This is a genomic window from Actinoallomurus soli (assembly GCF_024055715.1).
GTDB classification, from domain to species: Bacteria; Actinomycetota; Actinomycetes; order Streptosporangiales; family Streptosporangiaceae; genus Actinoallomurus; species Actinoallomurus soli.
The window spans coordinates 82070-98441 of record NZ_JAMXMV010000020.1; the positions used below are offsets into that span (position 1 = coordinate 82070).

Here is a 16372-nt window from a genome sequence, read left to right on the forward strand (position 1 = left end):
GCCTGGCCGTCGACGGCCCGCCTTCGGCTCCCGAGCGTACGGACGAGCGATCGGCGTGAACACGGCCACTCACGTGCGAAAGGGCGAGACCAGTCCCGGCCGCGAGTGGGGCTGGCCATACCCGTGAAGCGGGGGACGGCGGCAATGCGCGGCCGGCCGGTGCGTCCGTAGGTTGAGCGTCCGATGCGACCTTCGATGCACCGACTCGGGCTCATCCGCGCGGCCGACGCGGCGCCGTACCTTCGCGGGTTCGTCTTGTCCGGAATCGCCACCGTCCTCGTCACGCGGGCCCTGCTGGCACAGACCGGCTATCCCAAGGTGGGCGGCGGGAACCTGCACATCGCGCACGCCCTTTGGGGTGGCCTGCTCATGGCCGTGGGCCTGGGCATCGCCGTCGCCTTCCTCGGCAGAGCGGCACGTGCGTGGGCCGCGATCGTGGGCGGGGTCGGCTTCGGCCTGTTCATCGACGAGATCGGCAAGCTGGTGAACAAGACCGGCTACTTCTACCGGCCGGCCGCCGGGCTCATCTACCTGACCTTCGCCGGGCTGGTCCTCGTCTCCCAGTGGGCCGGTGCACGGGCGCCGCTCAGCCCGCGCGAGCGTACGGCCAACGCCGCGTCCACGGCGCTCGCCGGAATGAGCTCGGGGCTGACGCCGCAGGAGCGCGGAGCGGCCGTGCGCCTGATCGCGGACCTGGACGGTGAGGTGCCGGCGGCGCTCCTGCGTCTCCTCGACGCGGTGCCGGAGCGCCGGCCGTACGCGCCGGGACCGGTGCGCACGGCGGCTGCTCGCGTCCGCGGCCTCGCCGGTCGGCTGGCGAGCCACCGCGTCGTCCGCGATGTCGCCGTCTGCTACCCGGTCGCGCAGGGAGCGCTGACGCTCGCCGGGGTCCTCGCCGACGACGTCATCACCGCGCATCCCGCCGAACGGCAGACCGGCGCGGTCGTGGCCGTGGCCTGCTGCGCCGTCGTCTCGGCGGCGCTGGGCGGGTACGGGGTGCTGCGGCTCGCCCGCGACCGCCCGGCGGCGTTCCGGCTGTGCAACGCGGCCCTGCTGGTCGACGTCCTCGCCGGGCAGGTCTTCAAGTTCACGATCAACCAGTTCGCCGCGCTGTCCGGCCTCGCCGTGGACCTCCTCGTCGCCTGGATCATCGCAACGGAGCTGCGCGGGCTCACGGCTCCTCGGCCGTCTGGCACTGATCGAGGAGTTCCCGCGCGCGGCTGAGCTCCACGGCGGCGTCGGGAGTGCTCGCAGTGGACGCCGCAGCATTCAGCAGACGCGTCACGGCGCTACCTTCCACCCAGTGTTCGAGCGTGGCAAACCACGCGGCATCGGTGAAAGCGCCGAACCAGAGATCCGCGACCAGCCACGCCAGGTGACGCGCCGCCGCCTCGTCTTCGCGGGTCTCCCAGTGCGCGAGATACGGCTTGATGGGCACGCTCAGCTCAGCATTGGATTCCAAGAAGGAGAACGCGGAGAACTCGCGGGGGAACTCGCTCAGCGTCGTCGGCCACCAGGCTCCGAGGAACGTCTCGATGGCGGCGCGCTCGTCATCCGGCCAGGCCCGCCATAGCAAGGCGACCTTTCCCAGGAAGATCGATGCGACGGCCTCCTCATGGACCTCATCATCGGCGATCAGCTCCAGAACGCGGGGCAGGAAGTGCTTGAGCTCCGCCTCGTCGCCCCAGGTGCCCAGCGCTTTCCACATCAGCGGGTGGAGGTCGTCCGCGGTGAGCAGGCGCAGCGGTCTCGCCCGCGTCGCCGCGACCTCGCCAGGGGTCACGCAATGCTCGCAGTAGTCGAGCTCGGTGGGGAGCGGATATCGGGCGAAGGCGGAGTAGAGCCGTTCGGTGCCCTCACCCAGATCCGGGAATCCGATCACGCCGGACGACGATACGGCCTGTCGATCTCCGCGTGCGGCTTCCGCGCGAGGACGAGCCGGTAGCGCGGGCTGCCGTCGGCGCGGCGGCCCATCAAGGGAACCGTCGTCACGGTGAATCCGGCCGCCGTCAGGTCGTCGCGGACCGCGTGCAGCGGGCAGGTGCGGTAGTACATGACGAACGGGGGACGCCACACGGCGTTCCGGACCCGCATGGCCAGGTCGAATCCGAGCAGCGCCCAGTACCAGCCCGACGTGACGGGCGGCGGCGCGCCGAGCGGGAACGCGAAGAGCCCGCCGGGCCGCAGCGCGCGGTACACCCCGGCGAACAGCGCGGGCCGTTCGGCGGGCAGGAAGTGGCCGAGCGCTCCGAAGCTGACCGCCAGGTCGAAGGCCCCGGCGAAGGGCAGGGCCCGGACGTCGGCCCGTACCCATCCGGCGGCCGGGTGCGCCCGGCGGGCCTGCGCGAGCATGCCGGCGCTGAAGTCGACACCCGTCGTCCGCCCCTGGCACAGGGCTTCGAGGACCCGCATGCCCGCGCCGGTGCCGCAGCACACGTCCAGTCCCCGGCCGAACGGCCCGAGCGGGCGCAGAGCGTCGGCGGTCGCGTCGAGAACGGCGTCCGGAGTGCGGAAGGGCGTGTGGTCGAACTTCGGTGCCAGCAGGTCGTAGCCGCGTTCGACCGAGGACAGCGCCTGGATCGCCAGTTCACGCGGAGATGGGCCTTGAGGCGAGAACACCGGCCCAGGGTAAGCCGGAGCGGCGGTGGCGTGCTTCACTTCGGCGGGTGACCGACTACGACGTGCTGCGGGTCTTCTGCGGGCCGGACGGGAGTGACGGCAACGCGTTGGGGGTCGTACGGGACGGGGCCGCCGTGCCGACGGAGGGGGAGCGGCAGGCGTTCGCGCGGCGGCTCGGGTTCAGCGAGACCGTCTTCGTGGACGACGCCGAGCGCGGGGTCATCGACATCTACACGCCGACGCTGCGGCTGCCGTTCGCCGGACACCCGTGCGTGGGCACGGCCTGGCTGCTCGGCGCGCCCGCGCTGATCACCCCGGCGGGGCGGGTCCGCGCCCGGCGCGCGGGAGAGTGGACGTGGATCGAGGCGCGGGCGGAGTGGGCGCCGCCGCGCACGCTGCGGCAGTACGGTTCGGCGGCGGAGGTCGACGCGTTGCCGGTGCCGCCGCCGGGGGAGTGGATCTACGCGTGGGCGTGGCAGGACGAGGCGGCCGGCCGCGTACGGGCGCGTGCCTTCCCCGGACGTGACGACGGGATCGACGAGGACGAGGCGACCGGCGCGGCGGCGCTGCTGCTGACGGCCCGCCTCGGCCGCGCCCTGACGATCACCCAGGGCCACGGCTCTCAGATCGTGACCGCTCCGGGGCCGGGCGGGCTGATCGAGGTCGGCGGCCGCGTTCGCCTAACAGGGGTTGTGGCGTAGGCCTTGTGCGTCCTCGGTGAGGGTGCCGCCGTCGTGGTCGGATCGCCGCTGCTGGTGACGGGCCGGTGACCGGTTCGCCCGGTTTGTCGCGGCAGCATCGACGTCACAGTGGCTGGTCAGCCTGGTTGGCGCGGTGACCACAGACGTTCGCCTGGTCCGGTGGCAGCCCGGCCGATCCCTCCGGGGCCTGTCCCCAGCGACCCGGCGCTGTCACGTGAGCGGGAACGAATCGGTTCCGGCTCGCTTTTCGTGATGGCAGCGCTGACCGGGCGAGCCCGCCCGCCCGCTCGCCGCCCCGCCCACGCCGTCCGTCTTCCCTCCGCCTTTGCTCTGCTCACCCCGGGTATGCACCTGGAACGGTCCACTGTCTACCCGGTGTGAGCAGAGCAAAGGTCGGCAAGAATGTGCCGGCCGACGGCGCCGGCCCACGACAGCGAGCGGCACGTCATCCGATCCGGTGCATGGTCGTGGTCATCAGCCTGGGTCCGAACGGGCACGAACCACTCACCTCTTGCGGCGGGCGCCCGTCAGGCGGATCGTCGGCCGGGGCCGGGCTTGGGGGACCACACGCCGGCGGCGGTGCCCTCCTCGACGTGCCTGCGATACGTCATGACCTTGTCGTGAATGATCGCCAGGCTCGCGGTCAGGTCGGCGATCTTGGCCTGGACGGTCCGTTCGTGCTCTTCGAGCAGGGCGAGCCGCTCCGGCTCGTTGCCGGAACCGGCCCGTACGAGCTCCGCGAACCTCTTCATCGTGGCGATCGGCATGCCGGACTCGCGGAACCGGTTGCAGAGCAGCAGCCATGAGACGTCGGCGGGGTCGTAGACCCGCTGGCCGCCCGCCGACCGGCGGATCGGGCGAAGGAACAGCCCTTCGCGCTCGAAGAACCGGAGGGCGTGCACGCTGAGCCCCGTCTTCTCCGCGACCTGTCCGATGGACAGGCCTCCCGCGTGTCTCGTCACGGCGCCGAGCGTACAGCTTGACCTAGAGAGAACTCTAGGTTTTAGCGTCCTGAGCCATGACAGCGAAGCAGCAGAGGATCGGCAGTGGTTTCGGCGCCCGCAGCACGGCGGGCGACGTCCTGGCCGGAATGGACCTGTCGGGCCGGACGGCCCTGGTGACGGGCGGGTACTCCGGCCTGGGGCTGGAGATCACGCGTGCCCTCAGCGGGGCGGGCGCGCACGTCATCGTCCCCGCCCGCCGGCGGGCCGCGGCGGAGACGGCCCAGCGCGACGTCCCGCGCACGGAGGTCCGTGAACTCGATCTCGCCGACCTGGAGAGCGTGCGGATGTTCGCCGAGCGGATCCTGGAGACGGGCCGTACGCTCGACGTCGTCATCGCCAACGCCGGGATCATGGCCTGTCCCGAGACCCGGGTCGGGCCCGGCTGGGAGGCGCACTTCGCGACCAACCATCTCGGCCACTTCGCCCTGGTCAACCGGATCCGCCCGGCGCTGGCCCCCGGCCGGGCCCGGGTGGTCTCGGTGACCTCCTCGGGACACTTTCTGTCCGGCGTCCGGTGGCATGACGTCCACTTCCGCGAGGGCTACGACCAATGGCTCGCGTACGCGCAGTCGAAGACCGCGAACGCACTGTTCGCCGTGCACCTGAACGAGTTCGGGGCGGATGACGGCCTGCGGGCGTTCGCGGTGCATCCAGGCAGCATCCTCACTCCGCTCCAGCGGCACGTTCCCCGCGAGGAACAGATCGCCCGGGGGTGGATCGACCCGGAGGGCCGGCCCGCGGAGGGCTTCAAGACTCCTGCGCAGGGAGCGGCGACGGCCGTGTGGGCGGCCACGTCGCCGCTGATCGACGCCCATGGCGGGGCGTACTGCCAGGACTGTGACATCGCCGAGCCCGCCACCACGGACGACATGCTGATCGGCGGGGTCAAACCCTGGGCGGTGGATCCGGACGAGGCCGCGCGGCTCTGGGCGTTGTCGAGCGAGCTGACCGGAGTCGACGCGTTCTCCTGACGGCGGAGCCGCCCCGGTCGGGCACCCGCCCGGGGCGGTCGCGTCATGGCCGCGGTCACGGCTGAAAGGGCGGTGAAAGCGTCTTGGCCCGGCCCGGTGGCCGGTTTAGCCTTCGTCGACTCCTCGGGAAAGCGCTTTCCGAGCGGATGAGGGAGGACGCCGATGGGACGTTCACGAAGCAGGCGGAGACGCGGGGGAGCGGTCGCGCTCGCCGTCGCCGCCGGAACGATGATCGCCGGAGGTGCGCAGCTGCCCCGGCACGACGCGGTCGCGGCGACCGCCCGCCAGGTCGAGAAGCTCAACCGCGGCGTGGTCAGCGTGCGGTCCGGCAGCGGGAACTTCGTCAGCTGGCGGCTGCTCGGCACCGACCCGGCCGGCGTGGCCTTCAACCTCTACCGCGGCTCGACGAAGGTGAACTCCAGCCCGATCACGAACTCGACGAACTACTACGACGGCGGCGCGGCGTCGGGGGCCTCGTACACGGTGCGGCCCGTCGTGGACGGCGCCGAGCAGGCGGCGTCGGAGGCGTCGCTGCAGTTCGGCAGCGGCGGTTATCTGGACGTGCCGATCAGCGCGCCGCCCGGGGGGACGACGCCGGACGGCGTCTCGTACACCTACAGCGCCAACGACGCGAGCGTCGGCGACCTCGACGGGGACGGGCAGTACGAGATCGTGCTCAAGTGGGATCCCTCCAACTCCAAGGACAACTCGCAGTCCGGCTACACCGGTGACGTGTACGTCGACGCGTACCGGCTGAACGGCACCCGGCTGTGGCGGATCGACCTCGGCCGCAACATCCGGGCCGGCGCGCACTACACGCAGTTCCAGGTGTACGACTACGACGGCGACGGCAAGGCCGAGGTCGCCATGAAGACCGCCGACGGCACGAAGGACGGCACCGGCAAGGTCATCGGCAGCTCCTCCGCCGACTACCGGAACTCCAGCGGGTACGTCCTGTCCGGCCCGGAGTACCTCACGATGTTCAACGGGCAGACCGGCGCGGCGATGCAGACGGTCGACTACGTCCCGGCGCGCGGGACCGTGTCGAGCTGGGGCGACGGCTACGGCAACCGGGTCGACCGGTTCCTGGCCGCCACGGCGTACGTCGACGGGCAGCGGCCGAGCCTGATCGAGGCGCGCGGCTACTACACCCGTACGGTGATCAGCGCGTGGGACTGGCGGAACGGCGCCTTCACCCGCCGCTGGACCTTCGACACCAACAGCTCCACCAACTCCGGCAAGGGCTATGACGGCCAGGGGAACCACAACCTGGCGGTGGCCGACGTGGACGGCGACGGCAAGGACGAGATCGTCTACGGCGCGATGTGCGTCGACGACAACGGCGCCGGGCTGTGGACCACGAAGAACGGCCACGGCGACGCGATGCACGTCGGCGACCTGGACCCGAGCCGCCCGGGGCTGGAGGAGTTCAAGGTCGACGAGGACTCGTCCAAGCCGAGCTCCTGGTTCGCCGACGCCCGTACCGGCCAGGTCATCTGGCAGACCTCCCCGAACGGCGACAACGGCCGCGGCGTCGCCGACGACGTCTGGGCGGGCAGCCCGGGGGCGGAGTCCTGGTCTGCGGCGGCCGACGGCCTGCGCGACACCCACGGCAACGTGGTCGGCCGCAAGCCGTCCTCGACGAACTTCGTGATCTGGTGGGACGCCGACCCCGTACGGGAACTGCTCGACGGCACTCACATCGACAAGTACGGCACCAGCTCCGACACGCGCCTGCTGACCGGCTCCGGGGTCGCCTCCAACAACGGCACGAAGTCCACGCCGGCGCTGTCCGGCGACATCCTCGGCGACTGGCGCGAGGAGGTGATCTGGCGGACGTCGGACAGCACCGCGCTGCGGATCTACACGACGACGGCCGTCACCGACCGGCGGATCGTCACGCTGATGCACGACACGCAGTACCGGACCGCCATCGCCTGGCAGAACACCGCGTACAACCAGCCCCCGCACCCGAGCTTCTTCATCGGGAACGGCATGGCCGAGCCCGCCCGGCCGAACGTCTACACCCCCTGACACACCGAGAACGGCCGTGGCGGGGCCCGCCACGGCCGTTCTGCCGGGGTCAGGAGACCTTGCCGACGCCCGCGCCGGCGGTGACGGTGGACTTCACCGACGAGCCGGACTCGGCCGAGTAGGAGTAGGGGATGCTCGCGACGCTGGAGGAGTTGCGAGTGGCGATGCTGCCGGAGCCCGTGAGGTAGTTGCCGCTCGCCTTCAGGTTCCCGTCCGGCGAGTCGCCGGTCTGGGTGACCGTCGGGCTCTTGACGTTCTCGAAGTAGTTGTTCTCGACGAAGACGCCCGCGTTGCAGGTGGACGCGACACCGTAGCTGGTGACGGCGCCGTAGTAGTTGTTGAAGACGTGCACCGGGTTGCCGAACCGAACGCGCGGGTGCCGCTGGGTCGTCTTGTCGAACCAGTTGTGCACGTACGTCACGCGCAGGTGGCCGATGTCCTCGGACCCGTTGTCGTCGGAGTGGCCGAGCAGCGCGGTCTTGTCGTGGTTGTGGAAGTGGTTCCACGACACGGTCGCGTAGTCGGACGCGCGCTTGATGTCGACGAGCCCGTCGTAGGCGTTGGACAGGTCGTTGTGGTCGATCCACACGTTCGTGGAGTACTGCACGTTGATGGCGTCGTCGCCCGAGCCGGTGAACGTGAGGTTCCGGATGATCACGTTCTTCGCGTTGGTGACGTTGAGCCCATAGCCGGTGATCTTCCCGGCGGTGCCGACGCCGATGATCGTCTTGTTGGACGTCACCTTCGTCATCGACGACAGGGAGATCGAGGCGTTGACCTTGATGATGTACGAGCCGCTGCGCGAGGCGTAGTCGGTCAGCTGCGACGCGGTCGTCACGGTGACGGTCGTGCCGCCCGCGCCGCCGGTGGTCCCGCCGTTCATGCTCGCGAAGCCGACGGGGCTGGACTCGTACGCGGCGGCCACCGGGGCCGCGGCCGTCCTGGCGGTCTTGGCGGTCGCGCCGGTGCCGGTCAGCGCGCCGGCCCCGAGGACGAGACCGAGGATCGCGACCGCGCTCAGGGGGCGCAGGGGGAGCCGCCGGGTCCGGGGGGTGGGGTGCGTGTCGTTCCCCATGGGGAACCTCCTCCAGGGGTGGATGGTGCGGTGGGAGCAGGGTGGAAAAGGTTTTCCTCCGGCAGCGTCCCGCCGCCGTCAGGGGCCGTCAACGCATCACGGCGACCCGCCCGCCGGTGGGTCCGCCCCCCTGCCGCCCGTCACCGCTCCACCAGCGCGAACCCGTGACGCCTTCTTGACCGGCCTCTGACAAATGTCGTGAAAGTTTCATTTCGGTGACCATCCCGCTTCGGCGGAATGGTCCGTGGTCTGGGATGGTTAGGGCGGCTAAGGGCCGGTCGTCCCCTCCGGGGTGACCGGTTTCGCGCTGCCGGGTGAAGGGACATGGAGTGACGACGACGAATCCCCGCAGGACGGTCCAGGGGGTCGGCCTGCGATCGGAACGTGGACCGGTGCTGGCCGCGCTCATGCTCAGCACCGGGCTCGTCGCCCTGGACAGCACGATCATCGCCACCGCGGTGCCGTCCATCGTCCACGACCTCGGCGGCTTCACGCAGTTCCCGTGGCTGTTCTCGATCTACCTGCTGACCCAGGCGGTCAGCGTGCCGCTGTACGGCAAGCTGTCCGACGTCTTCGGCCGAAAGCCGATCATGTTCTTCGGCATCGGGGCGTTCCTCCTCGGCTCGGTGCTGTGCGGGGCCGCCTGGAGCATGCTCAGCCTCATCATCTTCCGCGCCGTGCAGGGGATCGGCGCGGGCGCCGTCCAGCCGATGAGCATGACCATGGTCGGCGACATGTACACCGTCGAGGAACGCGCTCGCGTCCAGGGCTACCTCGCCAGCGTCTGGGGAATGTCGGCCGTCGTCGGGCCGACCCTCGGCGGCGTGTTCTCCGACTACCTGTCCTGGCGGTGGATCTTCTTCATCAACCTGCCGCTGGGCGCCTTCGCCGCGTTCATGCTCGCCAAGCGCTTCACCGAGTCCGTCGAACGACGCTCGCACCGCCTGGACTACGCCGGCGCGGTCCTGCTGACCATCGGCTGCTCGCTGGCCATCCTCGGCCTGCTGGAAGGCGGGGTCTCCTGGGGCTGGGCCTCGGCGCCGAGCATCCTGATCTTCGCGGTCGGCGCGGCCGCGCTGGTCGCCTTCTGCCTGGTCGAGCGGCGCGTGCCCGAGCCGATCCTGCCGCTCTGGGTCTTCGGTCACCGTGTCCTGGTCGGCGCGACGCTGGCGTCCGTGGTGGTCGGCGCGGTCACGATCGGGCTCAGCTCGTACGTGCCGACGTACGCCGAGGGCGTGCTGGGCACCAGTGCCCTGGTGGCGGGCTTCGCGCTCGCGGCGCTCACGGTCGGCTGGCCGATCGCCGCCTCACAGGCCGGGCGGATCTACCTGCGCATCGGGTTCCGCGACACCGCGCTGATCGGCGGCGTCGTCGCGGTGATCGGGACGCTGCTGTGCCTTCCGCTCGGCGTCTCCACGAAGGTCTGGGAGGTCGCCGCCGCGTGCTTCGTGATCGGCGTCGGCCTGGGGTTCACGGCGAGCCCGACGCTGGTGGCCGTGCAGTCGGTCGTGGGGTGGGAGCACCGCGGCGTCGTCACCGGGAACAACATGTTCGGCCGGTCGCTCGGCAGCGCGGTCGGCGCCGCGGTGTTCGGCGCGATCGCCAACGGCACGCTCGCGCACCGCTTCGCCCACCCGCCGGCCGCGCTCGCCGGCCGGCTCGGCCACAGCGTCGACGCCACGAGCGTGGTCTCGGCGGGCAAGGGCGGCAAGGACCCGGTGGTCGCGGCGTTCGTCCGGAACGCGCTGAACCACGCGAGCCACAACGTCTTCCTCACGCTCGCCGCGCTGGCGGTCCTCGGTGTGGCGGCCGTCGCCCTGATGCCGCGCCGCACCGAGCCCCTCGATCTGGCCTGATCGGCCGGGAGCACACCGCGAGCGGACGGCCGCTCCGGCCGAGGCTCTCCGGGCTCTCCCGCGGAACCACCGCCGTCGCTCACTGCGCGAGGGTCGGAGCCTTCCGCGACCAGCGACCTTCCTCCAGCTCGCGGACGATGAAGCGGGCGAGGTCGGCGCGGGCGATCATCCGGCCGCGCGGCGGGGTGACGCCCTCGCCGACGCGGTACTCCCCGGTGGGGGAGTGTCCGTCAGCCGGGTGGGACGGACGAACGTCCAGTCCAGCGGGCTGTCACGGATGGGGACCGGTCTGGACCCGCTCGACCCCGCGCCGCAGATCGCCGCCACCGCCATCACGGGCCTGTGGGCGGTCGCCTTCCGCGCTCTGCGGCGCGAGGCGGAGGCCGGCACCGAGGCCGCCACCGCCCATGCCTCCGTCATCGCCGACATCGAGCAGGCGGCGAGTCTGCTGGAGACCGGCCTGTGGTCCTTCGACCTGCTGGTTCAGGGCCATGACGACCGTGATCATCTGACCGGCGCGGCGCGGGCCTCCGATCGTTCACGCGAGCGCGTGCTCGAACGTCTTCGCCGCGCCCGCAAGACCCGGGCGGGGGCGCGGCCTTCCGGTGCGCCGGCCTCTCCGGGCGGCTGAACGCCTGTCGGCGGTGAGCCGCCCGGGCGCCGGCCGCTCGTCGTCAGGCGGCCTTCGGCGGGATGCGCCGGATCACGTCGGCGCGCAGGACGGCGAGGTCGACGCCGTCGTCGGTGAGGACGCGGGCCGCCAGACCCTGGCCCTCGCGGAGCACGCCGAGCAGGAGGTGCCCGCCGCCGATGTAGTTGTGGCCGAGGGACAGGGACTCCCGCAGGGCGAGCTCCAGCACCTTCTTGGCCCTCTTGCTGAAAGGGATGTGGCCCTTCGGCACCTGCCGGCGCCCCTTCGGGGCGAGCGCGCCGGGGCCGAAGCTGGCCTCGGTCGCCTGGCGTACCTGGTCCAGGTCGATCCCGATCGTGGCCAGCGCCTCCGAGTCGAGGGCCTCGTCCGGCGACTCGGTCAGCAGGCCGATCCGCCGGCTGAGGCCTGATCCCGTGACGCCCTGGGCGAGCAGCGCCTCGGCCGCCGGCCCGTGCCCCTCGTCCAGGAGGGCGAGCAGCAGATGCTCGGTGCCGATGAACGGATGGCGCATCCGCCGCGCCTCCTCCTGGGCCAGCCGCACCGCCTGCCGAGCGTCGTCGGCGAACCGTTCGAACATCCTTACCGCTCCTTCCCGAGGATCCGCCGGCCGCCGCCGTACTTCTTGTGGACCGCCTGCCGGCTGACGCCGAGGCAGACGGCGATCTCCTGCCAGGACCATCCCTGGTCGCGCGCGTTCTCGACCTGCAGCCCCTCGAGGCGCTCGGCGAGTTCGCGCAGTGCGCGCACCGCCCGCAACCCGATCGCCGGGTCGCGGCTGCCCGCCGCCTGGGCGAGCTGGACTCCGTCGTTCATGACGTCAACATAGGTTGACAGAGGAGCGGATGTCAACCTTGGTTGACGGGTTACTGGCAGGTCGTGTGCGTCGGGCGCATCACCAGGACGACCCGTCGGTCCGCGTCTCCGACCGGCGGGTCGTAGGCGAGCCCGTAGCGGCGGGCGAGGAGGTCGAAGAACGCGCCCTCGGGGTCGGGTTCGACGCTCTCGATCGACCCGCGCACCTCCAGGTAGCGGTACGGCCGGTCGGGGTCGTTGACGGAGATCGCGACGGACGGGTCGCGGCGGACGTTGCGGCACTTCTGGCGGTCGGTCGTCGTGGTGAAGCGGAGGTGCTCACCGTCCCAGAGCAGCCAGACGGGGGTCACCTGCGGCCGGCCGCCGGGCCCGACCGTGGCCAGGTGCCCGAACAGCGGGCGTTCGAGCAGGTCGCGGTGGCTCTCGGGGATGAGGCTCTGTGGGGTCAACGTCGATCTCCATTCGGGTTCGGTGAGATCGCAACTTATCAAGACCTTGATGATTGTCAAGGTCAGTATCGATGCACGGGGCTGTATGATCCGGTCATGGGCATGCCGCTGGGCGAACGCCTCGGAATGGACCTCAAGCGGGTCGAACAGGAGCTCATGGCGGCCAAGCACGCCGCCGTGAAGGTCGCCGGGCTGACCGTGCCGCAGTACGCCGCGCTCTACGGCCTCGCCGGCGCTCCCGGGATCTCGGGCGCCGCCCTCGCCCGCGCCTGCATGGTCACCCCCCAGGCGATGACGGGCGTGCTGAAGAACCTCGAGGAGCGGGGGCTGGTCGAGCGCACCCCCCATCCCTGGCACCGCAACGTGCTGGAGACCCGCCTCACCGACCAGGGCCGTGCCGCGCTCGAGAAGGCCGACGCGCGGGCGTCCGCGATCGAGCGCCGCATCTTCGAGGAGTTCACGCCGGAGGAGCGGGACACCCTTCGCGCCCTGTTGGCCCGGGTCGGCAAGGCCGTTCGGGCGCAGGCGGCGGAGCAGGCGACCGAATGAGATTCGTTTCACGCGGCCGGTGATCTTCCGTCGCGCCACCGCGGTTGGACATACTCGACGCACGGCTCACGGTGACGGAGGGACGGGATGACGGTTCTCACCAGCGCGCTGGACACCGCCGGGCCGGACTATGCCGCCCGGCGGGCGGCGATGCTGGCCAGACTGGCGGAGCTGGACGCCGAGCACGCCAAGGCGGTCGCGGGCGGCGGCCCCAAGTACGTCGAGCGCCACCGCAAGCGCGGCAAGCTGCTGGCCCGCGAGCGGATCGAGCTGCTCCTGGACCCGGACTCACCGTTCCTGGAGCTGTCGCCGCTGGCCGCCTGGGGCACGGGTCCTGCCGGAGGCGGGCAAGGCCAACACTTCACGGTCGGCGCCAGCGTGGTCACCGGCATCGGCGTGGTCGAGGGCGTCGAATGCCTGATCTCCGCCAGCGACCCGACCGTCCGGGGCGGGTCCAGCAACCCGTGGACGATGCGCAAGTCGTTCCGCGCCGCCGAGATCGCGCTGCGGAACCGCCTGCCGGTGATCAACCTGGTGGAGTCCGGCGGCGCGGACCTGCCGACGCAGAAGGAGATCTTCATCCCGGGCGGCCGTACGTTCCGCGACCTGACCCGGCTGTCCGCCGCCGGCATCCCGACGATCGCGCTGGTCTTCGGCAACTCCACCGCCGGCGGCGCGTACCTGCCCGGCATGAGCGACTACGTCGTGATGGTCAAGGACCGCGCCAAGGTCTTCCTCGGCGGGCCTCCGCTCGTCAAGATGGCCACCGGCGAGGAGTCCGACGACGAGAGCCTCGGCGGCGCCGAGATGCACGTCCGCACCAGCGGCCTGGCCGACTACATGGCCGCCGACGAGTACGACGCGTTGCGCATCGGCCGCCGCATCGTCGCCCGGCTGAACTGGCGCAAGCAGGGCCGCGAGCCGCTTCCCGCGCGCCCGCCCGCCTGCGACGAGGACGAACTGCTCGGCATCGTCCCCGAGGACCTGAAGATCCCCTTCGACCCGCGCGAGGTCATCGCCCGGATCGTCGACGGCTCGGACTTCGACGAGTTCAAGCCGCTGTACGGCGCCAGCCTCGTCACCGGGTGGGCGACGTTGCACGGCTACCCGATCGGCATCCTCGCCAACGCGCGCGGCGTGCTGTTCAGCGAGGAGGCGCAGAAGGCCGCGCAGTTCATCCAGCTGGCGAACCAGAGCGGCACGCCGCTGCTGTTCCTGCAGAACACCACCGGCTACATGGTCGGCGCGGAGTACGAGCAGGGCGGCATCATCAAGCACGGCGCGATGATGATCAACGCGGTCTCCAACAGCCGGGTCCCGCACCTGACCGTGGTGATGGGCGCGTCGTACGGCGCGGGCAACTACGGCATGTGCGGCCGGGCGTACGACCCGCGCTTCCTGTTCACCTGGCCGAGCGCCAAGTCGGCGGTGATGGGCCCGGCCCAGCTCGCCGGCGTGCTGTCCATCGTCGGACGCCAGGCCGCCCAGGCCCGCGGCCAGGTCTACGACGAGGAGGCGGACGCCCGGATGCGGGCGATGGTCGAGCAGCAGATCGAGGCCGAGTCACTGCCGTTCTTCCTGTCCGGGCGGCTGTACGACGACGGCGTCATCGACCCGCGCGACACCCGTACCGTCCTCGGCCTCTGCCTGTCCGCGATCAACAGTGCCCCCGTCGCCGAGCGCCCGGAGGGCTTCGGCGTGTTCAGGATGTAGGCGATGATCTCTCGACTGCTCGTCGCGAACCGTGGCGAGATCGCCCGCCGGGTCTTCCGCACCTGCCGCGATCTCGGCATCACCACGGTCGCCGTCTTCTCCGACCCCGACGCGTCCCTGCCGCACGCCCGCGACGCCGACCTGGCCGTACGCCTGCCGGGCGCGGCCCCCGCCGAGACGTACCTCGACGGAGAGGCGATCGTCGCGGCGGCCAGGGCCGCCGGGGCGGACGCCGTCCACCCCGGCTACGGCTTCCTGTCGGAGAACGCCGCCTTCGCCGAGGCCGTCATCGCCGCCGGGCTGACCTGGGTCGGGCCGCCCCCGGCGGCGATCGCCGCCATGGGCTCGAAGATCGAGGCCAAGCGGCTCATGGGGGAGGCGGGCGTGCCCGTCCTCCCGGAGCTCGACCCCGCGACGGTGAGCGAGTTCCCCGTGCTGGTCAAGGCGTCGGCGGGCGGCGGCGGCCGGGGCATGCGCATCGTCCGCGCCGCGGGGGAGCTGCCCGGTGCCGTCGAGGCGGCCCGGCGGGAGGCGGCGTCGGCGTTCGGCGACCCGACGGTCTTCTGCGAGCCGCTGCTGACCGGCGCCCGGCACATCGAGGTGCAGGTGCTCGCGGACTCCCACGGCACCGTGTGGACGCTGGGGGAGCGGGAGTGCTCCATCCAGCGGCGGCACCAGAAGGTCATCGAGGAGGCCCCGTCCCCCGCGGTGGACGCGGCGCTGCGCGCGCGCCTGTCGGAGGCGGCGGCCGCGGCCGCCCGCGCGATCGGCTACACCGGCGCGGGCACCGTGGAGTTCATGCTCACCCCCGGCGGGGAGTTCTTCTTCCTCGAGGTCAACACCCGGCTGCAGGTCGAGCACCCGGTCACCGAGTGCGTGTACGGCGTGGACCTGGTCGCGCTGCAGCTCGAGGTCGCCGAGGGCGCCGCGCTCGGCGACCCGCCCCGGCCGCGCGGCCACGCCATCGAGGCGCGGCTGTACGCCGAGGACCCGGCCGAGGACTACCGCCCGCACAGCGGCCCGCTGCACGCCTTCGAGATCCCGGGCGTGGACGCGGAGTTCGCCGTCCCGCCGGGGCACGGGCTGCGGCTGGACGCCGGCGTCGTCTCCGGCAGCGTCGTCTCGACGCACTACGACCCGATGCTCGCCAAGGTCATCGCCTACGGCCCCACCCGCGCCGCCGCGATCCGCCGGCTGACCGCCGCCCTGGCCGGGGCCCGCCTGCACGGTCTCGTCACCAACCGCGACCAGCTCGTCGCCACGCTGCGTCACGACGCCTTCCAGGCCGGCGACACGGACACCGGCTTCCTCGACCGTCACCGGACGACCGCGCCGCTCGCCGACGAGGAGGCCGTACGCCTGTCGGCGCTCGCCGCCGCCCTCGCCCGCGCCGCCGCGAACCGCCGGTCCGCGCCCGTCCTGCGCGGCCTGCCCAGCGGCTGGCGCAACGTCGCGTCCCAGCCGCAGCGCACCGTCTTCGAGGAGGCGGAGGTGGCCTACCGTCTCACCCGCGACGGCCTGGCGGCCGACGGCCACCCGGACGTCGCGCTGGTCTCCGCGGAGCCGGACGCGGTGGTCCTCGACCGCGGCGGCGTACGGCTCCGGTTCGCCGTGGCCTGGTACGACCGGCGCGTGCACGTCGAGTCCGTCCTCGGGCCCGTGACGCTCACGCCCGTCGAGCGGCTGCCCGACCCCGCCGAGCAGGTCGCCCCGGGCACGCTCCTCGCCCCGATGCCCGGCTCGGTCGTCCGGGTCGCGGTGCGCGAGGGCGACACCGTCGAACGCGGGCAGCCGGTGCTGTGGCTGGAGGCGATGAAGATGGAGCACCAGATCCTCGCCCCGGCCACCGGGGTCGTCACGGCGCTGCACGCCGAGGCCGGCCGCCAGGTCGAGACCGGCGCCGTCCTCGCCGTGGTCACGGAGGGCTAGTCGGTAC

General features: G+C 71.9%; 16 protein-coding genes. 9 read left to right on the plus strand and 7 right to left on the minus strand.

Annotated elements, in window-relative coordinates:
* Positions 1 to 183: 183 nt before the first annotated feature.
* Positions 184 to 1224 carry a hypothetical protein gene (locus tag NDW01_RS34485; protein ID WP_252828538.1) on the plus strand — a complete coding sequence of 347 codons (1041 nt, stop codon included), beginning with the start codon at positions 184 to 186 and terminating at the stop codon, positions 1222 to 1224.
* On the opposite strand, the gene NDW01_RS34490 is transcribed toward NDW01_RS34485, so the two are convergent.
* Both NDW01_RS34490 and NDW01_RS34495 read right to left on the minus strand, forming a co-directional pair.
* On the minus strand, positions 1172 to 1882 hold the full coding sequence (locus NDW01_RS34490) for a hypothetical protein (RefSeq protein WP_252828539.1): 711 nt from the start codon (positions 1880 to 1882) through the stop codon (positions 1172 to 1174). The genes NDW01_RS34485 and NDW01_RS34490 overlap by 53 nt on opposite strands.
* On the minus strand, positions 1879 to 2619 hold the full coding sequence (locus tag NDW01_RS34495) for a class I SAM-dependent methyltransferase (RefSeq protein WP_252828540.1): 741 nt from the start codon (positions 2617 to 2619) through the stop codon (positions 1879 to 1881). Before NDW01_RS34495 ends, NDW01_RS34490 begins: the two co-directional genes overlap by 4 nt.
* 47 nt (positions 2620 to 2666) lie before the next feature.
* Here NDW01_RS34495 and NDW01_RS34500 point away from each other — a divergent pair, with 47 nt between their 5' ends.
* Positions 2667 to 3320, plus strand: a complete 654-nt coding sequence (locus NDW01_RS34500; RefSeq protein WP_252828541.1) for a PhzF family phenazine biosynthesis protein — start codon at positions 2667 to 2669, stop codon at positions 3318 to 3320.
* Positions 3321 to 3847: 527 nt separating this feature from the next.
* On the opposite strand, the gene NDW01_RS34505 is transcribed toward NDW01_RS34500, so the two are convergent.
* On the minus strand, positions 3848 to 4282 hold the full coding sequence (locus tag NDW01_RS34505; RefSeq protein ID WP_252828542.1) for a MerR family transcriptional regulator: 435 nt from the start codon (positions 4280 to 4282) through the stop codon (positions 3848 to 3850).
* 56 nt (positions 4283 to 4338) lie between these two features.
* Between NDW01_RS34505 and NDW01_RS34510 the strand changes: the two genes are divergently transcribed.
* Positions 4339 to 5295, plus strand: coding sequence for an SDR family NAD(P)-dependent oxidoreductase (locus NDW01_RS34510; RefSeq protein WP_252828543.1), 957 nt, complete (start codon positions 4339 to 4341; stop codon positions 5293 to 5295).
* Between the two features lie 162 nt (positions 5296 to 5457).
* The gene (locus NDW01_RS34515) at positions 5458 to 7329 is read left to right on the plus strand and encodes a rhamnogalacturonan lyase (protein ID WP_406567787.1); all 1872 of its coding nucleotides are present in this window, start codon (positions 5458 to 5460) and stop codon (positions 7327 to 7329) included.
* Between the two features lie 49 nt (positions 7330 to 7378).
* On the opposite strand, the gene NDW01_RS34520 is transcribed toward NDW01_RS34515, so the two are convergent.
* Positions 7379 to 8404: a pectate lyase family protein gene (locus tag NDW01_RS34520; RefSeq protein WP_252828544.1), complete on the minus strand. Its 1026-nt coding sequence runs from the start codon at positions 8402 to 8404 to the stop codon at positions 7379 to 7381.
* Positions 8405 to 8733: 329 nt separating this feature from the next.
* Between NDW01_RS34520 and NDW01_RS34525 the strand changes: the two genes are divergently transcribed.
* Entirely contained in the window at positions 8734 to 10260 is a 1527-nt protein-coding gene (locus NDW01_RS34525) for an MDR family MFS transporter (protein WP_252828545.1), read from the plus strand.
* A gap of 238 nt (positions 10261 to 10498) precedes the next feature.
* On the plus strand, positions 10499 to 10891 hold the full coding sequence (locus tag NDW01_RS34530; protein WP_252828546.1) for a hypothetical protein: 393 nt from the start codon (positions 10499 to 10501) through the stop codon (positions 10889 to 10891).
* 43 nt (positions 10892 to 10934) lie between these two features.
* Here the strand turns inward: NDW01_RS34530 and NDW01_RS44065 are convergent, their stop codons facing one another.
* The 3 genes from NDW01_RS44065 to NDW01_RS34550 are packed head-to-tail and all read right to left on the minus strand — an operon-like array spanning position 10935 to position 12174.
* A complete protein-coding gene (locus NDW01_RS44065; protein ID WP_308211841.1) occupies positions 10935 to 11489 on the minus strand; it encodes a Clp protease N-terminal domain-containing protein in 555 nt (184 codons plus the stop codon).
* 2 nt (positions 11490 to 11491) lie between these two features.
* Complete coding sequence (locus NDW01_RS34545) at positions 11492 to 11725, minus strand: RNA polymerase subunit sigma-70 (protein WP_252783236.1); 234 nt, start codon at positions 11723 to 11725, stop codon at positions 11492 to 11494.
* A 50-nt stretch (positions 11726 to 11775) separates the two neighbouring features.
* Positions 11776 to 12174 (minus strand): PPOX class F420-dependent oxidoreductase, encoded by a 399-nt coding sequence (locus NDW01_RS34550; RefSeq protein WP_252828547.1) that lies wholly within the window; start codon positions 12172 to 12174, stop codon positions 11776 to 11778.
* Between the two features lie 96 nt (positions 12175 to 12270).
* Between NDW01_RS34550 and NDW01_RS34555 the strand changes: the two genes are divergently transcribed.
* The 3 genes from NDW01_RS34555 (at position 12271) to NDW01_RS34565 (ending at position 16365) form a co-directional block, all read left to right on the plus strand.
* The gene (locus NDW01_RS34555; RefSeq protein ID WP_252828549.1) at positions 12271 to 12723 is read left to right on the plus strand and encodes a MarR family winged helix-turn-helix transcriptional regulator; all 453 of its coding nucleotides are present in this window, start codon (positions 12271 to 12273) and stop codon (positions 12721 to 12723) included.
* Positions 12724 to 12810: 87 nt separating this feature from the next.
* On the plus strand, positions 12811 to 14436 hold the full coding sequence (locus NDW01_RS34560; RefSeq protein WP_252828551.1) for an acyl-CoA carboxylase subunit beta: 1626 nt from the start codon (positions 12811 to 12813) through the stop codon (positions 14434 to 14436).
* A 3-nt stretch (positions 14437 to 14439) separates the two neighbouring features.
* Positions 14440 to 16365, plus strand: coding sequence for an acetyl/propionyl/methylcrotonyl-CoA carboxylase subunit alpha (locus NDW01_RS34565; protein ID WP_252828552.1), 1926 nt, complete (start codon positions 14440 to 14442; stop codon positions 16363 to 16365).
* Positions 16366 to 16372 lie beyond the last annotated feature (7 nt).

Excerpts from the sequence above, each read along its gene's own strand:
- NDW01_RS34520 (WP_252828544.1), bottom strand. The coding sequence starts at position 8,404 with ATGGGGAACGACACGCACCCCACCCCCCGGACCCGGCGGCTCCCCCTG.
- NDW01_RS34545 (WP_252783236.1), bottom strand. The coding sequence starts at position 11,725 with ATGAACGACGGAGTCCAGCTCGCCCAGGCGGCGGGCAGCCGCGACCCG.
- NDW01_RS44065 (WP_308211841.1), bottom strand. The coding sequence starts at position 11,489 with ATGTTCGAACGGTTCGCCGACGACGCTCGGCAGGCGGTGCGGCTGGCC.
- NDW01_RS34485 (WP_252828538.1), top strand. The coding sequence starts at position 184 with ATGCGACCTTCGATGCACCGACTCGGGCTCATCCGCGCGGCCGACGCG.
- NDW01_RS34515 (WP_406567787.1), top strand. The coding sequence starts at position 5,458 with ATGGGACGTTCACGAAGCAGGCGGAGACGCGGGGGAGCGGTCGCGCTC.
- NDW01_RS34555 (WP_252828549.1), top strand. The coding sequence starts at position 12,271 with ATGGGCATGCCGCTGGGCGAACGCCTCGGAATGGACCTCAAGCGGGTC.
- NDW01_RS34560 (WP_252828551.1), top strand. The coding sequence starts at position 12,811 with ATGACGGTTCTCACCAGCGCGCTGGACACCGCCGGGCCGGACTATGCC.
- NDW01_RS34510 (WP_252828543.1), top strand. The coding sequence starts at position 4,339 with ATGACAGCGAAGCAGCAGAGGATCGGCAGTGGTTTCGGCGCCCGCAGC.
- NDW01_RS34565 (WP_252828552.1), top strand. The coding sequence starts at position 14,440 with ATGATCTCTCGACTGCTCGTCGCGAACCGTGGCGAGATCGCCCGCCGG.